Genomic DNA, 18,199 nt, shown 5'->3' with positions numbered 1-18,199 from the left:
GATTAATTTCCTTGGGCCAAAGAGTCACTAGCTGCATCGGCAACGATGGCGCCCGTTTTATCATCACGCTTCATATTGACAGTGGTCACTTCACTTCCCGCTCTCACTTTCGAAGAACCTTCTACCACAACTTTATCACCCATTTTAATACCGTCCGTGACCAACCACTGGTTATCAACAGCGCGCTCAACCGTTAGAATTCGGCTTTCCACCACATTATCTGCATTAACAACATACGCGATTGGGTTGCCTTTAACATCTCGCGACACACCCTGTTGTGGCACCAGAAGTGCAGCATTGTGTGTTAACTCATGAATCAAACCACGCACAAACATACCAGGAAGCAACAAGTTATCCGGATTAGGAAATTCTGCTCGAAGCGTGACACTGCCAGTCGACTCATTCACACTTACCTCACGGGCTTTCAAGGTGCCTTCGTCTTGATATTTGCTGCCATCTTCCAATATTAAAGCGACTTTATTAGAGCCTTTATCAACATCCTCCAAGGCCAAAAAAGTGCGTTGTTTAAGCTGATCTAAACTGGTTTGTGCCAAATCAACAAAGATGGGATCAAGTGACCGCACCGTCGTCATCACCGTCGCTTGGCTGCCGGTTACCAAGGCACCGACGGTAACTTGTGAAATGCCGATACGGCCATCAATTGGGGATTTGATTTTGGTGTAATCTAAATTGATCTTGGCGCTTTCTAATGCCGCCTCAGAGCCTTTTTGTCTGGCTCTTGCTTCTAAATACGCCACTTGTGCGTCATCAAGATCTTGCTGTGAAACATTATTCTGTTTGCGTAACTGGGTGTAGCGCTCATATTTTAATTGCGCAGATTTTAAACTGGCGTTAGTTGATTCCAAATCGGCTTGTGCCTGCTTATAGGAAGAAACATAAGTCGAGTCATCCAATTCATAAAGTAGGTCTCCCTTTTTGACGTCCTGCCCTTCTTCAAAAAAGCGCATTCTTACTATACCGCCAACTTGAGGACGAATTTCTGCGACTAAACTTGACGTTGTGCGCCCCGGAAGCTCGGTAATCAAATCGACTTTTTCAGGCTCAATAGTTACAATACCCACTTGAGTTTTGGGTGCAGCAGGCGCTTCAGCAGACTTGGAGCCCGCCTCTTGGCACCCTGCCAGCAACACAACCAGCAACACACTTGGAACATATTTAAATTTAGACAACATTGAGGAAACGTCCTTTACAAATATTGAGAATGATCATTCATTAACACTATAATCTAAGCTCTACACCTAATACATCAAAAAACGTGCAAATAAATGAGAACTCGTAAATTACCCTATAATGGCGCTCAACGAAAACAATGCATTATTGATGCCATGGAACAACACGTCTTAATCAAAGGCTTCCACAAGGCAAGCATGAGTGAGATTGCTAAATCAGCAGGCTTAAGTGTGGGACAAATATACCGTTACTTTGCTCACAAAGACGACATTATTTGCGCATTGGTCGAGCAGTTTACCCAAACAAGATTACAGTTTATGGCGTCTTTTTTGGACAAAAAAGACTGGCTGGAACGACATTTTTCAGAAGAAAATCAAGACACTCACAACATGAGGATCATGCACACAGAAATTCAAGCCGAAGCCACACGCAACCCTGTTGTTGCCAAAATCCATATCGAGTCACATTATCGCTTACAAGACAGAGCAATCGGCATTTTACAGTCGCGCTATCCGACCATAACAAAAAATGAGGCCATTGCGCGCATTGAAATGCTGGTGACGCTCGCTGAAGGCTTGCTGGCGCGCTGGGATTTTCAAACCCGCCCCTTCAACCAAGAAACGCAGCAGATTTATCGCCAAGCATTGGATGCTATTTTGCCCGATTACTAGCGCCACACCCTCGTCGTCATCACCGTTTGATTAAGACGAGCGAGAAGGTTTGAAAATCGCTTTTATTTGTGGCCAGCGACTCACCAACATAGCGATGAAAATCAACAAACAGCCAACCACTTGACCCAACCCCATAGACTCACTAAACCAAAGAATGGCAAAAATAGCCGTCCAAACAGGCTCTAAATTCATAATCACCGCGGCATGACTGACAGGCGTTAAACTCATGCCATACGTCTGCAATAAAAACCGCAGACTAGTGGCGATCAAGGTACTAGCCAAAAGCCACCCAGCGACTTCAATGCTAATACTATGAGGCAAGGTTTCCGTTAACAGCGATAAGAAAAGCAGCAAACAACCCGCCATACTCAACTGTATCGCGGTTAATACCAAGGCATGCATGCGCATTGAAAAGCGTGACAATAAATTCAACTGAAACGCCATGCACACTGCCGTTCCCAAAAAATACACATGCGCAAATTCAAAACTCAAGCCATTATTCAAGGCTAAAAAACCTAACCCAACAACGGCAATAGGCAAGGCCAGCCAAATACTTAACGGTGGCCGGGCACCAAACATAAACCGCGCAACCACTGGTACCAACACCACTCCAAGACTAGTAATAAAAGCCCCAACCCCTAGGCTCGAACCCTGATCTAACCCCGTCACCCAAAACAGCATGGTAATGCCCATGACCACACCGACTAAACTCGCCTGCTTAACGTCTTGCCAATCCAGCCCTTTAAAATACTTTTGCCCCGCTAAGAACAAAACAAAGCCCGCGATGATAAAACGCACCCCCATAAAAAACAGCGGTGGCAATCCTGCCAAGGCTTCCTTAGAAAATATCCAACCAAATCCGGCCAAAATGGTTACCAACACCAGAATAAGCTCGGCCTTTACATGAGTACCTTGTTTCAATCCATCATCCTTACTGTCAAGTTAACAAAGCCAAACAGACTCGCTCACTAAAAAAATCGACGCACAAAAAACCGCTCAATTAAAAAACAAACTCGCGGTAAAAACAAAAAAGCCTGCGACCAGTCTTTTACCACTGGATACGCAGGCTCTCAAGATAGTTTCTTGGCGTTGTTAAGGCTTATTTCGTACCTTTTGGCCAAGCGATAACAATCGAAATCAATGCCGCTACCGCTAATAACCAGCTGTACTGAACATAGCCAATCAAAGCAAAGGGTGAGACCGCCGCCAAAGAAGACGCCAATAATATTTGTGCGCCGTAAGGTAATACGCCTTGCACCACACAAGAAAAAATGTCCAACAAACTAGCGCTGCGTTTCGGATCAACATTGTAACGTTCAGCAATATTTTTTGCGACAGAGCCGTTAATTAAAATAGAAACCGTGTTGTTCGCCGTACATAAGTTGGTTAATGCGACCGCCGCGCTGATGCTCAGCTCACCCGCTCGAGTTGATCCCGCTTTCGCACCCAAAGCGCGACTAATACGTTCAATCGCAGCGACAATCCAATTCAATCCACCTTGAGATTTCATCAAGGCAGCAAGACCGCCAATCAACAAGGAAAGAATCAAAATCTCCTGCATTCCTGTGTAACCAGCATAAATATCAGCAGACCAAGAAGCGACCGAATAATCTGCCTGCATGGTCAGACCAATCACACCCGCTAAAATAATACCGCTGAACAACACTAACATGACATTAACACCCGCGATCGCCAAGCCTAGTACCGCCACGTAAGGCAACACAAGAATTAAGTCGTAATCTTTAATGTCCGTAATGTGCGCATCACCGCTTTGGAAAAACAACCACACCAAGGTAACCAACGCCGCAGGCAAGGCGATTTTGAAGTTCATACGAAACTTATCTCGCATGTCACAACCTTGAGTGCGAGTCGCCGCAATGGTGGTGTCCGAAATGATCGATAAGTTATCACCAAACATCGCACCGCCAATCACAGTACCAACCGTCAGCAATAAAGGTAAATCTGCCGCTTCGGCAACACCAATCGCAATCGGGGCAATGGCTGCAATGGTTCCCATGGAGGTTCCCATCGACGTTGCCACAAACGCCGTAATCACAAATAAGCCAGGCAACAGCAACGAAGGCGGCACAATGCTCAAGCCAAAATTCACCGTTGCGTCCACACCGCCCACACTTTTTGCCACGCTCGCAAAGGCGCCAGCCAGCAAATAGATCAGGATCATGGTAATAATAGTGTTATCACCCACCCCTTTAATAAAGGTCTCAATGCGCTGATTAAAATGGCCTTTGCCTAATAGAATAGCCAAAGCAATCGCGGGCAAAATAGCCACAGGCGCCGATATTTGATAGAAGGCAAAGTCCACACCTTCGGACTGGTACCAAAGGCCACTACCGACAAAAAGCACAAGAAAAAGTAACAGAGGCAACAAGGCCAGAGGAGATTTAGAAGTCATATCGTCTGAGGTTTCCAGAGTTAAGTGAGTCCCGCAACTTGTGGTCGAAGGAAGAAAGGCGCAAATGATAGTAAAAACCAATTGGCGAAGCCAATAACTAATAGTGATGTATTTGTCGCGAAACGTTATAACAAAAATAGAAAATAAGACAAGCCATTATACATAATCGCTATATAAAATATTAAAGCGATAAAAAACCCAGTTATTAAAATAGCCAACTCTCTGACTACTTCAATACTGGGCTTTGTTGTTACTTAATGAATAACTCCGCCCCAAGGGGCGAGGTATCAGTGTGTCATTCCCGCGAAGGCGGGAATCAAGCCCTTACGGTCATCGAAAATAACCTTATTTAGACACTTTACTGGGTTCCCGCCTTCGCGGGAATGACAACGCTGGATTTTAGCTATTTACGCAGCAAGCTGCGGGGAATTAAACCCAAAGAGATTAAAGACAGTCTCTCTATAAAATAGCTAATCGATAAAAAAGAACTGTAAAAAAGTTACTTTTTAAGTTTATAAGCCACGACATAATCGCCAATGGTCGTACCAATAGAGCCATGCCCCCCAGCCACTTGAACAACCATTTGCTCGCCTTTGCTGTTTAAGTAGGTCATTGGCGTCGCTTGTCCGCCCGCTGGCAAACGGCCTTTCCATAATTCTTTGCCATTGGATAAATCATAAGCGCGCAGATAATCATCAACCGATGCCGCCATGAAAACGACGCCACCATCCGTAATAATCGGGCCACCAATACCTGGCACGCCTATTCTGACGGGTAATTTAAAGGGCGTCATATCTTCGATAGTGCCGTTTTTATGCTGCCACGCTGTTTTACCCGTTTTAAGGTCCACACCAGCCACATAACCCCACGGCGGTTGCTGACAAGGTACGCCTAGAGGAGATAAGAAAGGTTGCAACTGAACGGCAAACTCGGCCCCTTCATTTGCATTAACACCTTGCTCCCCTTTATTAGATTCACTTAAGTCCAAGCCTTCTTTTGCCACCAAGGTAGAGGTAAATGCCAAATACAAGGGCATGCCAAACATTTGTTGACGTTTGGGGTCGACCGCAATACTTCCCCAGTTAAATACGCCAAAATTGCCAGGATAAACAATCGAACCCTGCTCTGATGGCGGCGTATAGCGTCCCTCATAACGTAATTGTTTAAACTCAATACGACACAGTAGTTGATCCAATGGCGTCGCCCCCCACATGTCCGCTTCGGTTAGATCGGCCGGTTTAAAGGACAACGCCGAGGTAGGTTGCGTTTTCGCCGTATAATCTCCAGGAATAGCACCTTGTGGTGCTGGCTCTTCGGTAATCGGGAAAATAGGCTCACCGGTTGCTCGGTTCAACACGTAGACATCACCTTGCTTGGTTGGCACAACCAAAGCTGGCTGCCTACCTGATGGCGTATCTAAATCTAATAAAGAAGGTTGAGCCGGGGTGTCCATATCCCATAAATCATGATGAACAAACTGCTGTACCCAAGCGACGCCACCTGTATCCAAACTCAAGGCGACAACAGAAGTGGCGTACTTCTCTTCCGCTGGAGAACGGTACATGCCAAGCTGATCCGGTGTACGATTTCCCATCGGAAAATACGCTAATCCCAACGCTTCATCCGCACTGGCCACCGACCAACTGTTTGGTGAGCTTGTCGCATAAACCTCATCTGCCCCCAATGGAGCCGTATCATCAGGATTGCCAGAATCCCAATTCCACTTTAACGCCCCTGTTTTCACATCATAAGCGCGAATCACGCCAGAGGGAGAGTTGATATCGTAGTTATCATTAACAGACCCAGAGACAATCACCACACCACCGGCAACCAGTGGTGGCGAAGTAGAATAATAATAGCCCGACTGTTTAAACGGCATATTGTGCATTAAATCCAACACACCATTTTCTGCAAAGTTAGCACAACGCGCCCCGGTTGTTGGGTCCACGGCAATTAGGCGTGCGTCAGACGTTGGTAAAAACAACTGCGCATCACACTGCATACTGTTTAAGCTCTCAGCAGGAACCGACGCGGTTTGAACGGGCGGAAGCGTATCTGTACCGGACGGCGGTAAATAAGAGACGCCTCGACAAGTCTGATGTTGACGCTGGCTATCTGCAGGCACTTTGGCATCGTATACCCATTTTTCTTCACCACTGTCGGCGTCTAACGCCACAACCCAATTATGTGGTGTACAAACATAAAGCGCATTGCCCAATTTTAATGGTGTCGCTTCGTAGGTTGTCTCACCAATATCCTTCGGCCCTTTCTTATCGCCGGTCTGATATTGCCATGCCAACTGAAGTTGATTCACGTTATCTGGCGTAATTTGGCTCAAAGGTGAAAAGCGTTGTCCTAAATTACTGCGTCCATAAGCATTCCAATCTTCTTGATCAACGTCGCCCAGATCGGCATTCGACACAGTAACAGAACGCGTTAACTCACCTTCTATCGTGCTTGGTGATATCATAAACAAAGGGGAAAGAGTGACTAACGCTGTCACCACCCAAGCCGGAAATAAAATACTTAATCCACCACGCTGTTTGCTCAAAGCAAACAACAACAAAGGGATGGCTAATACTAAAAACAAGCCCATACGCGTCGCCAAAGACCACCAGCTTAAACCGGACTCGCTAATCGACCAAACCAATGTACCGACCAACAAAACAGCATAAATGACATTGGCTACTGTATTACGTTTTCGTAACAACAAAGCCACCGCAATCAATGCCACCCCCGCTATTGCATAATAATAACTGCCATCGAGAGACACCAGCCAGCCACCACCCAGCAGCAACGCGATACCCATGACAAAAAATAGAACCGATAAAACGATCATATAACGCTATCCTTATCTCGTTTAATGCTTAATAGTTTGATTGTTAATAACTTAATACTTGAGTAAAAAGCGAGACGCCCTATCGCATAGTCGCCCCGCTCGCCGACAACGATAAAAGATCCATGCTAAAAGAAAAAGAATAGACGATAAAATAACAAAAGAAGCTAAATTTTTCCTTAGTTTAACCGTTTCACATCACTGCAGAGGAGGGAATTCGGCTATCACATCGTAACCATACACCGCGTCTAGCTTAGACTGAATGACCCTTGGAGCAAGGCGAGCCGCGGCTTGAAGCGCGTTTAATTTCATTTTACCCAACACACCTCCGTGCATATGGTACAAGCCAGCATTGCCTTTCGACAGCTGCTGTATCTGGGTGGCTCGTGGTTTTCGAACCCGTTCATAGTTTGTTAACGCCTCGGCCAATGGATAGCGCGATAAACACTGAGCCAAAACATAAGCGTCTTCAATCGCCATTGCCGCACCTTGCGCCATGAAAGGCAACATCGGGTGACAGGCATCGCCCAATAAAACCGCTCGACCTTGATGCCAAGTGGGCAGTGCATCACGGCCATTCAACGCCCACAAAAAGGCACTGCTCGCCGCGTTAAGTAAATCACTCACTTCAGGATGCCAACCAGCAAAAGCACGTTTTAATTCTTCCACGTCGCCCTCTTCACGCCATGATTCAGATTGCCAATCGCTGCGCTCTTCTACGGCGACAAAATTCACATAATCACCGCCACGCAAATAGTAACTGACAAAATGCCGCCCAGGTCCCGCCCAAACACACGCATCGGGCTTAACCGCCACCGTTAGATCGCTGACCGGAATCACGCCGCGCCACGCCACCTGCCCCATAAAGCGTGGCTGTTCTTGCCCCAGCATTTGTTCACGTACTTTTGAACGAATACCGTCTGCGCCAATTAATAAATCCGCACCAAACTCACGCCCATCGTCTAAGCATAAAAACACTTGATTGCGTTCTGGATCCTCACGATACCCCGTCACAGCAGCCTTTAATATCAATTCAACGCCTGCTCGCTTGCATGAATCCGCTAAAACTCGATGCAAATCAGCACGATGCAAATGCCAATAAGGCGCACCATAACGCGCCTCAGCCAGCGTGCCTAAAGGCGATTTGAGGTAATACTCGCCGCTTTTATAGTCTCGGATAGCGGCATGTTGGGGCACAAAAGCAAAGTGGCTTAAGTCAGCTTCCAACCCCAGTTGGCGTAACACCTTTAAGGCATTAGGGCTCATCTGCAGACCCGCCCCGACTTCGCCAAGGCTCGGGGCTTGTTCACACACCACCACTTGAATGCCTTGCTTAGCCAAAGCAAGCGCGGTACACAAGCCGCCAATCCCAGCGCCCGCAATCACAACCCGATTTACCTGACTCACTCACCTTTCCTCTTTTATTCATGACGCGGCTATTATTGACACCGATAAAGGCAACATAGTAACGAATTTTTGCTCGAAGAAAACCGATCTGTGTCGCTAAACAGCCAATAAACAAGAGCGCTTTACTTTTCAAATACTATGGCTTGATCCTTGCTTTATTTCCCAAGTAGTGCGAAAACACTAAACGTGACCCAATAGACAAACAACCACGCCACTGGGTTTAACCTTATAGTGAAGAAGTCTCCCCAATACAGGGCGGGCGCACTAAAAAAGAACACTAAAAATGTGCTTATTTAAGGCACCCACCTCCGGCTTGAATTAAAGAGAACGAGGTACACATGGAAAAATTAACGAGCCAATACCAATCATCTATTTTTTTTGACGAGTTAATCGATAACAACGGCGCACCAAGAGCCCCAGCAGCGCAACTATTGGGGTATTTAGACAGCCTGTCAGAAGACGAACTCGAAAAAAGGCGTCTCACCGCCGAAGCAACCATACAAGAAATGGGCATTAGCTTCACGATTTACACCGAAGAAGGCAACATAGACAGAGCCTGGCCCTTCGACATTGTCCCCCGAACCATAGAAGCATCAGATTGGAAAATCGCAGAAGCAGGTTTAAAACAACGCCTCAAAGCGCTTAACCTCTTCATCAACGACCTCTACCACGATCAAAACGTCATCAAAGACGGCATCATTCCAGAACACATCATTAAAGACTCCAAAAACTTCCGACCGGAATGCGTCGGTGTCTCACCCGCTTACGGTGTTTGGGCGCATATTTGTGGCACCGACTTGGTACGCGATGAAAATGGCGATTTTTTTGTATTAGAAGACAACTTACGTGTGCCCTCAGGCGTGTCTTACATGCTGGAAAACCGCGCCATTACCAAGCGTGTGTTGCCGGAATTGTTTGAAAACGAATCCATATTGCCAGTCGATTCATACACCTCGCAATTGTTTGATACCTTGGCAGCCTTGTCCCCAAGAGACATAGACAAGCCTGAAATTGTCGTATTAACGCCTGGCATTTATAACTCGGCGTATTTTGAACACGCCTTCTTGGCACAACAAATGGGCGCCGAGTTGGTCGAAGGCAGCGACTTATTTGTCGGCGATGACGACTGCGTTTACATGAAAACCATCGACGGTTCAGAGCGCGTCGATGTTATTTATCGGCGTATTGATGATTTATTTATTGATCCCGAAGCATTCGACCCTGAATCTGTGTTGGGCGTGGCTGGACTCATGCGCGCATGGCGAAAAGGCAATGTCGCCTTAGCAAACGCGCCGGGTGCTGGCGTCGCCGATGACAAAGTAGTGTACGCGTATGTTCCGGCTATTATTCGTTACTACTTGAACGAAGAGCCGATTCTGAACAACGTCAAAACCTTCTTGTGCGACGACCCAGAACAACGCGCCTACGTATTAGAAAATCTCGATAAATTGGTCGTCAAACCCGCCAACGAATCCGGCGGTTATGGCATGTTAGTGGGGCCCCATTCAACCAAAAAAGAACAAGCACTGTTTGCCGAGCTTATTACCAAAAACCCTCGCAACTACATTGCGCAACCAACCTTAAAGTTATCCACCGCACCCACGCTTATTGCCAAAGGTGTCTTAGAACCTCGCCATTTAGACCTTCGTCCTTTTATCTTGCAAGCCAAGGAGACCTACGTCACCACTGGCGGCCTCACTCGCGTGGCCATGAAAAAAGGCTCACTGGTGGTTAATTCATCACAAGGTGGTGGCAGTAAAGACACTTGGATTGTTGAAACAAAGGGGTAGTCATTATGTTATCTAGAGTCGCAGAACGCTTATATTGGAGCGCCCGGTATTTGGAGCGCGTTGAAAACACCGCCCGTTTGGTCAGTGTGTATGACGATTTACTGTTCGACCTTCCCAAAGACATTAAAGTGTCTTGGTACAACCTCATCGAAATATTAAGTGGCGAAGAAGGGTTTGAACAACGCTATAAAGTCAAAGACGAACGCAATGTGGTCAAATTTCTGTTAGCCGACGACACCAACTCCAGCTCTATGTTATCGTCCTTGAAAATGGTCCGCGAAAACATTCGTACCACCCGAGATGTGGTGCCAAAGGAAACGTGGGAACTGATTAACGAACTGGATTTATACGCACAACAAAACATCAAGCAAGGCATTAACCGTTCAGAACGTCATCTCTTTTTGAACACCATTATTGAAGGTTGCCAGAAAATCATCGGGCTATTTGCCGGCGCCATGAGTCGAGATTGTGGCTGGCACTTCCTCATCATGGGCCGTTATTTAGAGCGTGCCGACATGGGCACACGTATTCTGGATGCGGCGGTGTCGCTGATGTTGGAATCCGAACCGGAAGCCAGAATTCAACTTGGTCAAGTAACCTGGTCAAAAGTATTAAAATCACAAAGCGCCTACATGGACTATCGCCGCACCATCCGAACCTCCATCAATGGGGCCAAAGCCGTGACCTTTTTAATGAATGACCCCTGCTTTCCTCGCACCCTAGCCTATTGTTTTGGGCAAATAGGCGAAGCGGCAACAAAATTGCCACGAGCCGGATTAATTACCGCTAAAGTCGATAAAATTCTTCAGTTCGATTATCCGCTTATCAGTTCAGAAGATTTGGACGAAGATTTTCACAATCATTTAAACGATCTGCAAATAGCCATCATCGACATCAATCACCAGATCACCCAAAACTGGTTCCATTTTCGGCAAGGAGACGCGGCATGACCATTAGAGTTGCAATACAGCACAAGACGACCTACGAGTTTGACCGTTTTATCAATGTGGCACCCCATGTTCTAAGACTGCAACCTGCCGCACATTCTCGTACGAAAATTCACGCCTACTCACTCAAGGTGCTGCCGGAAACCCACTTCGTCAATGTTCAGCAAGACCCGTTTGGTAACTTTCAAACGCGCTTAGTGTTTCCAGAAAAAACCAACAAGCTAGAGTTTTATGTGGAAGTCATCGCCGACATGACGGTGATTAATCCATTCGACTTCTTTGTGGAAAGCTATGCAGAAGCGTTTCCATTTGCCTATAAAGAAGAACTTAAAAAAGAACTCGAACCTTACCTAAAGGTAACGGAATCCTGTCCGCTATTGGATAAATGGCTATCAACCGTTGACCGTAAAAGTACACCAACCAATGACTTCCTAGTTGCTATCAACAGCCGTTTAGCGGCCGATATTGGTTATGGCATTCGCCTAGAACCCGGCGTTCAAACCTGTGAAGAAACGCTAACGCTTAAAAAAGGTTCCTGTCGTGATACCTCTTGGCTACTGGTGCAAATACTGCGTAGTCTTGGTTTAGCCGCACGATTCGCTTCTGGCTACCTTGTTCAGCTCACCTCAGACGTCAAAGCACTCGATGGCCCGTCCGGCCCAGAAGAAGACTTCACCGACTTGCACGCATGGTGTGAAGTCTTTTTACCGGGCGCAGGCTGGGTTGGCTTAGACCCGACGTCTGGCTTGTTTGCTGGCGAAGGTCATATTCCGCTCGCCTGTACGCCAGAGCCCGCTTCGGCGGCGCCTATTACCGGCTTCATCGACGAGTGTGAATGCGAATTTAGTTATACCAATATCGTCACCCGCATCCACGAAGACCCACGAGTCACCAAACCCTATGCCGAAGGCGAATGGGATACGATTAAAGCCCTTGGCTTTGCCGTCGACAAACAGCTTGAAGAAGGCGATGTTCGCCTGACAATGGGCGGTGAACCGACCTTCGTCTCCATCGATGACATGGATTCAGAACAATGGAGCACCGGCGCACTAGGCGCCGAAAAGCTCAAACTTGCCAAAGACTTATTGATTAAAATGAAGCAAGAATTTGGCGCTAACGGTCTACTTCATTACGGACAAGGTAAATGGTATCCGGGGGAAGAAGTGCCGCGTTGGGCGCTGGGCTGTTTCTGGCGCACCGATGGCGAAGCCTTATGGAATGACCCTAAATACTTAGCGCGCGTCGACAAAAACTACCAACACACCATTAAAGATGCCCAAGCCTTTGGCGAACTATTGTGTGAAAAACTCGCGTTGGACACACACTATCTACAAAGCAGCTATGAAGACACCCTGTATTACTTGTGGATGGAGCAATCGCTGCCAGTGGATGCCGACCCCACCAAAGCCGATTTAAAAGACGACTTAGAGCGCCGTCGACTTGCCAAGCTGCTTAGTCGTGGTTTAAGTACAACAACGGGGTTTGTCTTACCATTGGAATTTGATGATATTAACAAACGTTGGAACAGCTCCCTTTGGCCCATGCGCAGCGACGTGATCACCTTGATTCCCGGCGACAGCCCAATGGGCTATCGTTTGCCGCTAAATGCTTTGCCAGCCCAAGCCGAAGAAGACCGTATCCCTGAACGTGACCCGTTCGACCCTCGTCAGCCTTTGGCAAACAAAAAAGACCACGCGGTATTAGACAGCGTCGCCAAACAGCATTTCGCCAAAAAACCAGCGCCTACCGCGCCTAACGCTGAAAAGACCTTACCTGAAAAGACGCTGAGAAATGTCATTCGCACCACGCTGTGTATCGAACCACGCGATGGCCGTTTGCATGTTTTCATGCCGCCGATGACGCATCTTGAGCACTTTGTAGACGTACTAGGACACCTTGAAACGGTGGCGAAAAAACTCGATCTACCGATTGTAATCGAAGGCTATGAACCACCCAAAGACCCTCGCCTACAAAAGTTCCTGATTACGCCAGACCCAGGGGTGATCGAGGTAAATATTCACCCGGCAGCGAGCTGGAAAGAGTTGGTTCACAATACTGAAACGCTATACCACCAAGCCTACTTGTCTCGCCTTGGCGCCGAAAAATTCATGCTGGATGGTCGCCACACTGGCACCGGTGGGGGGAATCACGTCACACTGGGGGGACGCACACCGGCCGACAGCCCGCTGTTACGTCGCCCTGAATTGCTACAAAGCTTGGTCACGTTTTGGCAACATCATCCCGGTTTATCGTATCTTTTTTCGGGTATGTTTATTGGCCCAACCAGCCAAGCACCACGTCCAGATGAAGGCCGCGATGAAGCCTTGTATGAAATGGAAATTGCCTTCCAAAACATGCCCGACGGTCTCGTCGATGAGCCTTGGCTCGTCGATCGTTTAATGCGCAACTTGCTGGTCGACATTACCGGCAACACCCATCGCTCTGAATTCTGTATCGATAAGCTTTACGCCGCTGGCAGCGCCAGTGGTCGTCAGGGCTTATTAGAATTCCGTGGCTTTGAAATGCCGCCACACCCGCACATGTCTCTGGTACAAATGCTGTTGTTGCGCTGCTTAGTCGCACGTTTCTGGAAAGAACCCTACAAAAAACCTTTGGTGCGTTGGGGCACCAGTCTGCACGACAAATTCATGCTGCCACATTTTGTTTGGCAAGATGTCAAAGAAGTGGTCGAAGATCTGCAACGCCATGGTTTCCCCTTCAAACTGGAATGGCTGGCGCCATTTGAAGAGTTCCGTTTCCCGCATTATGGCCGTCAAAAAATCGACGACATGGAAATTGAACTGCGTTGGGCGATTGAGCCTTGGCACGTGCTAGGAGAAGAAATTACTGGCTCGGGCACTGCTCGCTATGTGGACTCTTCCGTTGAACGTTTGCAAGTAAAATTGTCTGGGGTAACAGACGGCCGCTATGTGTTGAGCTGTAATGGTCGTCGAGTGCCTATCCGTGCCACCGGCCGCAAAGGCGAGTACGTTGGAGCCGTGCGTTACAAGGCTTGGGCGCCACCGTCTGCGTTGCACCCAACATTGGGCATTGATGCGCCGTTGGTATTTGATTTAATTGATACCTGGAACGGCTTATCCGTCGGCGGTTGTACTTATCATGTGTCTCACCCTGGCGGGCGCACCTATGACAATGTACCGGTCAACAGCAACGAAGCGGAAGCGCGGCGCGTGAACCGTTTTTGGGATCATGGTTTCACTCAAGGTACGCTGTCACCAGCGTCGGCTTTCGATGCATTGCGTTCTTTTTATCCGAATGGCAACGAGCCACGTACCATGTCGCCACCGGCGGAAGAACCCATGAATGAATATCCTCATACATTAGATCTAAGGAAGCAGTATAATGTTCTCTAATAATTAATTTTTTAGGCTCAGGCACATTATGCAACTTCAAACAGGTACTTTTTTAACGTCGGTAATCGATGAAAAACCGACGTTATCTGCCGCCTACAATACACCGATAAATGCTTATGATGAGGCCTTCACGGAAGATCGCCAACCGCGCGCCCACTGGGAATCGATTATGCGCAGCATGGGCAGTCTAACCAATGAGGAAATGCTCGACCGGCAACGCCGTGCCCAGCGCATCCTACGTGAAGACGGCGCGACCTATAATTTAACCAGCGACCCACTCACGCCCAGTGTCTGGTCGCTGGACCTTATTCCTAATATTATTCAGACTGACGAATGGCAGGTTATCGAACAAGGTCTAGCCCAACGTTCGACCTTGCTTGATCTCATGCTAAAAGATCTTTATGGCCCACAAGAGCTGCTTAAAAACGGCATTATTCCTGCTGAAATCATCTTTAGTCACCCAGGTTTTCTACGCCAATGCCACGGCGTTACCGTGCCTGGCGCCCATCAATTATTGTTCCATGCGGTCGATCTGGTACGGGACCCTAGCGGTCACTTTCAAGTGATTGGCGATAGAACCCAAGCGCCCAATGGTGCAGGCTATGCACTGGAAAACCGCACCGTGGTGTCACGGGTTATTCCAAACAGTTTCCGTGATAGCCAGGTACGCAGGCTCGCTGGCTTTTTCTTGTCGTTTAAAAACATGCTGTCGTCGTTAGCCAGCCAATGGACAGACACCCCGCGCATCGTCGTACTGAGCCCTGGCGCGTTAAGCAGCACCTATTTTGAACAAGCCTATCTGGCCAATTATCTAGGTTTTTCACTGGTACAAGGCAGCGATTTAACCGTTCGCAATGGCGCAGTGTGGATGAAATCCCTCAACGGCCTAGCCCGTGTTGATGTCATCTTACGTCGCGTCGATGACGCCTACTGCGATCAAGCGGAACTGAGAGCCGATTCGTTTCTTGGGGTGCCAGGATTATTAGAAGTGGTACGAGCGGGCAACGTGGTATTAGCCAACCCCTTAGGCAGCGGCATTCTAGAAACGCCCGCGCTAATCAAGTTTCTACCCGCCGTCAGCGAATTTTTAATGGGCGAACAACTCGCCCTTCCTTCCGTCGCAACCTGGTGGTGTGGCGACAGCGATGATCTGCAGTACGTCTTGGCGAATCTTAACAATCTGATCATCAAGCCTGCGATTCGCCATCACAACAGCATTTATGGCCATACGCTGACAGAAAAACAAAAGCTCAGCACCCTCGAAAAAATCAAAAAACAACCGCACCTGTATGCCGCACAAAGTTATGTGCCAGGCTCCATGTCACCGATTTGGTTAGAAGGCAAAATGCAGGCCAGACCCAGCATTTTGCGCGCATTCACCGTGTCGAACCCAACCGGTTACACCGTCATGCCCGGCGGGTTGTCTCGCACGGGCGAGTCCGCCCAGGAAACCATCGTCTCGAATATTTCCAACTCAAAAAGCAAAGACACTTGGGTGCTCGCGGCAGAACCTGAAGAACACACGACGTTTATCGAACAGGCGCTGTTGCACGATGAAGCCCTGCAAGCCAATTTGCCGAGTCGAGTCATTGAGAATTTATTCTGGATGGGACGCTATGCCGAACGCGCGGAAATCAGCATGCGATTGCTGCGTACTATCTTCAAGCAAATGAACGGCGTGGACCTTCTGCCCGAAGAAAGCCTGCGGACATTATTGGAAATGGCCTCGACGCAAACTGGCTGCTTGCCCGGTTTTATGAAAGCCGATGACGACATGCTGGCCAACCCAGAAGCCGAATTGGTTGCCATCATTACCGACGGCACCAGAGCCGGTTCAGTCAAAGCCAATCTACAAGCCATGTTAAGCTGCGGTGAACAAGTCAAAGAAATGCTCTCCGCCGATACGCGCATTATTATCAACGAACTGCGTGACCATATCCATGAGCTAGATCGGGCTTACACCAATGGCTTGCCGTCAGCACCAGAAGAGTCTCTCGATAGCCTAGTTACCTCTTTACTGGCGCTGTCTGGTTTGAATCATGAAAGCATGTTGCGTGGGCTGGATTGGACCTTCCAAGAAATTGGCCGCCGTACCGAACGCGCATTACAAACCGCAAAACTACTGCGTTCCGCCTTAACCAAGCCGTTATCTTCTGGGCCCCAGCAGCAGATCCTAGAGTCGGTGTTATTAAGCGTCGAAGCCCTTATCTCCTTTCGCCGCCGCTATCGCAACCGAGCGCGTGTTGCCTATGGCTTAGATCTACTAATGATTGATGGCACCAACCCACGCTCTTTGCTGTATCAGGTAGATCAACTGCGTAAATACATTCAAGAATTACCCAGAAACGAAGCGCCCACGGCGGGCCTTAGTCCTGAGCATAAAATCATTATTAAATCGTTAAACGATATACAACTTGCCGATTTAGAAGAGCTGGCCAAAGTCGATACCGAAACACAACGACGGGTAAAACTTGAACAACTGATGACCGACCTCCTCGCGCAACTCGAGCAATTCACCGTGCTGATTAGTGATAAATATTTTGATCACACCGCTGGCCCCCAGTCATTGACCGATGCCATTAAGGGAACACATTTATGAGATATCGCGTTCGCCATATCACAGAATACACCTACGGCGCTCCGGTCAGCTTGTGTTACAACATGGCACATTTACTGCCACGAGATACCCGTAATCAACGCTGCCTTCATCAGAAAATACAAATCAACCCACCGCCAGTTTACCAAAACGACGGTGAGGACTATTTTGGCAACCAAACCTTCTATTTTTCCATTCAAGAAGCCCACAAAAAGCTGGTGATTGATGTCACCACGGATTTTGAAATAGCGCCCTTAAACGTACTTGAATGGCAAACACAAAGCTCTCTTACCTGCGGCGAGTTACGTGCATTATTAAAAGCGCCAAACACCCCTGAGCTACGCATGGCAAAGGAGTATTTATTGGATTCGCCACAAATCCATCATTCAGAAAACTTAAAAGCCTACGCCCAAAGCACCTTTTGCGATGACAAGCCTCTATTGCAAGCCGCCATGGCGTTTACCCACAAAATTTTCAGCGAATTTAAATTCGACCCAAGCACCACAACCGTGGCCACGCCACTTGAACAAGTGCTCAAACAACGCAGCGGCGTGTGTCAGGATTTCGCCCATTTGGCGATTGGCTGCTTGCGCTCAGTGGGCATCCCAGCGCGGTACATGAGCGGCTACCTAGAAACCTTACCGCCACCGGGACAAGAAAAACTGGTCGGCGCCGATGCTTCCCATGCATGGTTTGCGGTATTTACGCCAGATTTTGGCTGGGTAGAATTCGATCCCACCAATGACTTAATGCCCAACGAGCAACATATTGTTACCGCATGGGGCAGAGATTATTCCGATGTCACCCCATTACAAGGCGTCATATTTGAAGGCGGCGGCTCCCAACAACTAGCCGTCTCGGTGGATGTCAGAAGAGTTTGACTTGAATGTACGTTGACTTGAATGTACATAGCATGCAAAGCCGATATAAGGTAAGCTTCGCACAATTCTTGCATAACCTGACCTTTCAGCTTT

Annotated in this window: 11 protein-coding genes; 6 read left to right on the top strand and 5 right to left on the bottom strand. The window is 48.0% G+C overall.

The genetic code is table 11. From position 1 onward, the window contains the following. Positions 1-2: 2 nt before the first annotated feature. Positions 3-1,193 carry an efflux RND transporter periplasmic adaptor subunit gene (locus J8N69_RS11095; RefSeq protein WP_168824675.1) on the bottom strand — a complete coding sequence of 397 codons (1,191 nt, stop codon included), beginning with the start codon at positions 1,191-1,193 and terminating at the stop codon, positions 3-5. A 93-nt stretch (positions 1,194-1,286) separates the two neighbouring features. Between J8N69_RS11095 and J8N69_RS11090 the strand changes: the two genes are divergently transcribed. After that, positions 1,287-1,862: a TetR/AcrR family transcriptional regulator gene (locus tag J8N69_RS11090; protein ID WP_168824677.1), complete on the top strand. Its 576-nt coding sequence runs from the start codon at positions 1,287-1,289 to the stop codon at positions 1,860-1,862. A 30-nt stretch (positions 1,863-1,892) separates the two neighbouring features. On the opposite strand, the gene J8N69_RS11085 is transcribed toward J8N69_RS11090, so the two are convergent. The 4 genes from J8N69_RS11085 to J8N69_RS11070 all read right to left on the bottom strand — a co-directional run bounded on the left by J8N69_RS11085 (position 1,893) and on the right by J8N69_RS11070 (position 8,518). Further along, positions 1,893-2,783 (bottom strand): DMT family transporter, encoded by an 891-nt coding sequence (locus tag J8N69_RS11085; RefSeq protein ID WP_168824679.1) that lies wholly within the window; start codon positions 2,781-2,783, stop codon positions 1,893-1,895. Between the two features lie 178 nt (positions 2,784-2,961). Then, positions 2,962-4,275, bottom strand: coding sequence for a Na+/H+ antiporter NhaC family protein (locus tag J8N69_RS11080; protein WP_168824681.1), 1,314 nt, complete (start codon positions 4,273-4,275; stop codon positions 2,962-2,964). 499 nt (positions 4,276-4,774) lie between these two features. After that, positions 4,775-7,114, bottom strand: a complete 2,340-nt coding sequence (locus J8N69_RS11075) for a glucose/quinate/shikimate family membrane-bound PQQ-dependent dehydrogenase (protein ID WP_168824683.1) — start codon at positions 7,112-7,114, stop codon at positions 4,775-4,777. Between the two features lie 195 nt (positions 7,115-7,309). Beyond that, complete coding sequence (locus J8N69_RS11070) at positions 7,310-8,518, bottom strand: FAD-dependent monooxygenase (RefSeq protein ID WP_168824686.1); 1,209 nt, start codon at positions 8,516-8,518, stop codon at positions 7,310-7,312. 338 nt (positions 8,519-8,856) lie between these two features. On the opposite strand from J8N69_RS11070, the gene J8N69_RS11065 reads away from it, so the two are divergent. From J8N69_RS11065 to J8N69_RS11045, 5 genes are read left to right on the top strand one after another with little or no spacing between them, the layout of a single operon-like run. After that, a complete protein-coding gene (locus J8N69_RS11065) occupies positions 8,857-10,308 on the top strand; it encodes a circularly permuted type 2 ATP-grasp protein (protein WP_168824688.1) in 1,452 nt (483 codons plus the stop codon). Between the two features lie 5 nt (positions 10,309-10,313). Further along, the gene (locus J8N69_RS11060; RefSeq protein WP_168824690.1) at positions 10,314-11,258 is read left to right on the top strand and encodes an alpha-E domain-containing protein; all 945 of its coding nucleotides are present in this window, start codon (positions 10,314-10,316) and stop codon (positions 11,256-11,258) included. Beyond that, the gene (locus J8N69_RS11055) at positions 11,255-14,629 is read left to right on the top strand and encodes a transglutaminase family protein (RefSeq protein ID WP_168824692.1); all 3,375 of its coding nucleotides are present in this window, start codon (positions 11,255-11,257) and stop codon (positions 14,627-14,629) included. Before J8N69_RS11060 ends, J8N69_RS11055 begins: the two co-directional genes overlap by 4 nt. Before the next feature lie 28 nt (positions 14,630-14,657). Beyond that, positions 14,658-17,228, top strand: a complete 2,571-nt coding sequence (locus J8N69_RS11050) for a circularly permuted type 2 ATP-grasp protein (protein WP_168824694.1) — start codon at positions 14,658-14,660, stop codon at positions 17,226-17,228. Further along, the gene (locus tag J8N69_RS11045) at positions 17,225-18,106 is read left to right on the top strand and encodes a transglutaminase family protein (protein WP_168824696.1); all 882 of its coding nucleotides are present in this window, start codon (positions 17,225-17,227) and stop codon (positions 18,104-18,106) included. Before J8N69_RS11050 ends, J8N69_RS11045 begins: the two co-directional genes overlap by 4 nt. Positions 18,107-18,199 lie beyond the last annotated feature (93 nt).

It is taken from the genome of Marinomonas profundi, from assembly GCF_020694005.1.
GTDB lineage: Bacteria > Pseudomonadota > Gammaproteobacteria > Pseudomonadales > Marinomonadaceae > Marinomonas > Marinomonas profundi.
Note: the sequence above shows the minus strand (reverse complement) of the source record. Positions and strands in the feature narration are given on the sequence as shown.

Bases quoted from the DNA above. Each gene is read 5' to 3' on its own strand.
- J8N69_RS11075 (WP_168824683.1), bottom strand. From the start codon at position 7,114: ATGATCGTTTTATCGGTTCTATTTTTTGTCATGGGTATCGCGTTGCTG.
- J8N69_RS11065 (WP_168824688.1), top strand. From the start codon at position 8,857: ATGGAAAAATTAACGAGCCAATACCAATCATCTATTTTTTTTGACGAG.
- J8N69_RS11080 (WP_168824681.1), bottom strand. From the start codon at position 4,275: ATGACTTCTAAATCTCCTCTGGCCTTGTTGCCTCTGTTACTTTTTCTT.
- J8N69_RS11090 (WP_168824677.1), top strand. From the start codon at position 1,287: ATGAGAACTCGTAAATTACCCTATAATGGCGCTCAACGAAAACAATGC.
- J8N69_RS11050 (WP_168824694.1), top strand. From the start codon at position 14,658: ATGCAACTTCAAACAGGTACTTTTTTAACGTCGGTAATCGATGAAAAA.
- J8N69_RS11045 (WP_168824696.1), top strand. From the start codon at position 17,225: ATGAGATATCGCGTTCGCCATATCACAGAATACACCTACGGCGCTCCG.
- J8N69_RS11095 (WP_168824675.1), bottom strand. From the start codon at position 1,193: ATGTTGTCTAAATTTAAATATGTTCCAAGTGTGTTGCTGGTTGTGTTG.
- J8N69_RS11060 (WP_168824690.1), top strand. From the start codon at position 10,314: ATGTTATCTAGAGTCGCAGAACGCTTATATTGGAGCGCCCGGTATTTG.
- J8N69_RS11055 (WP_168824692.1), top strand. From the start codon at position 11,255: ATGACCATTAGAGTTGCAATACAGCACAAGACGACCTACGAGTTTGAC.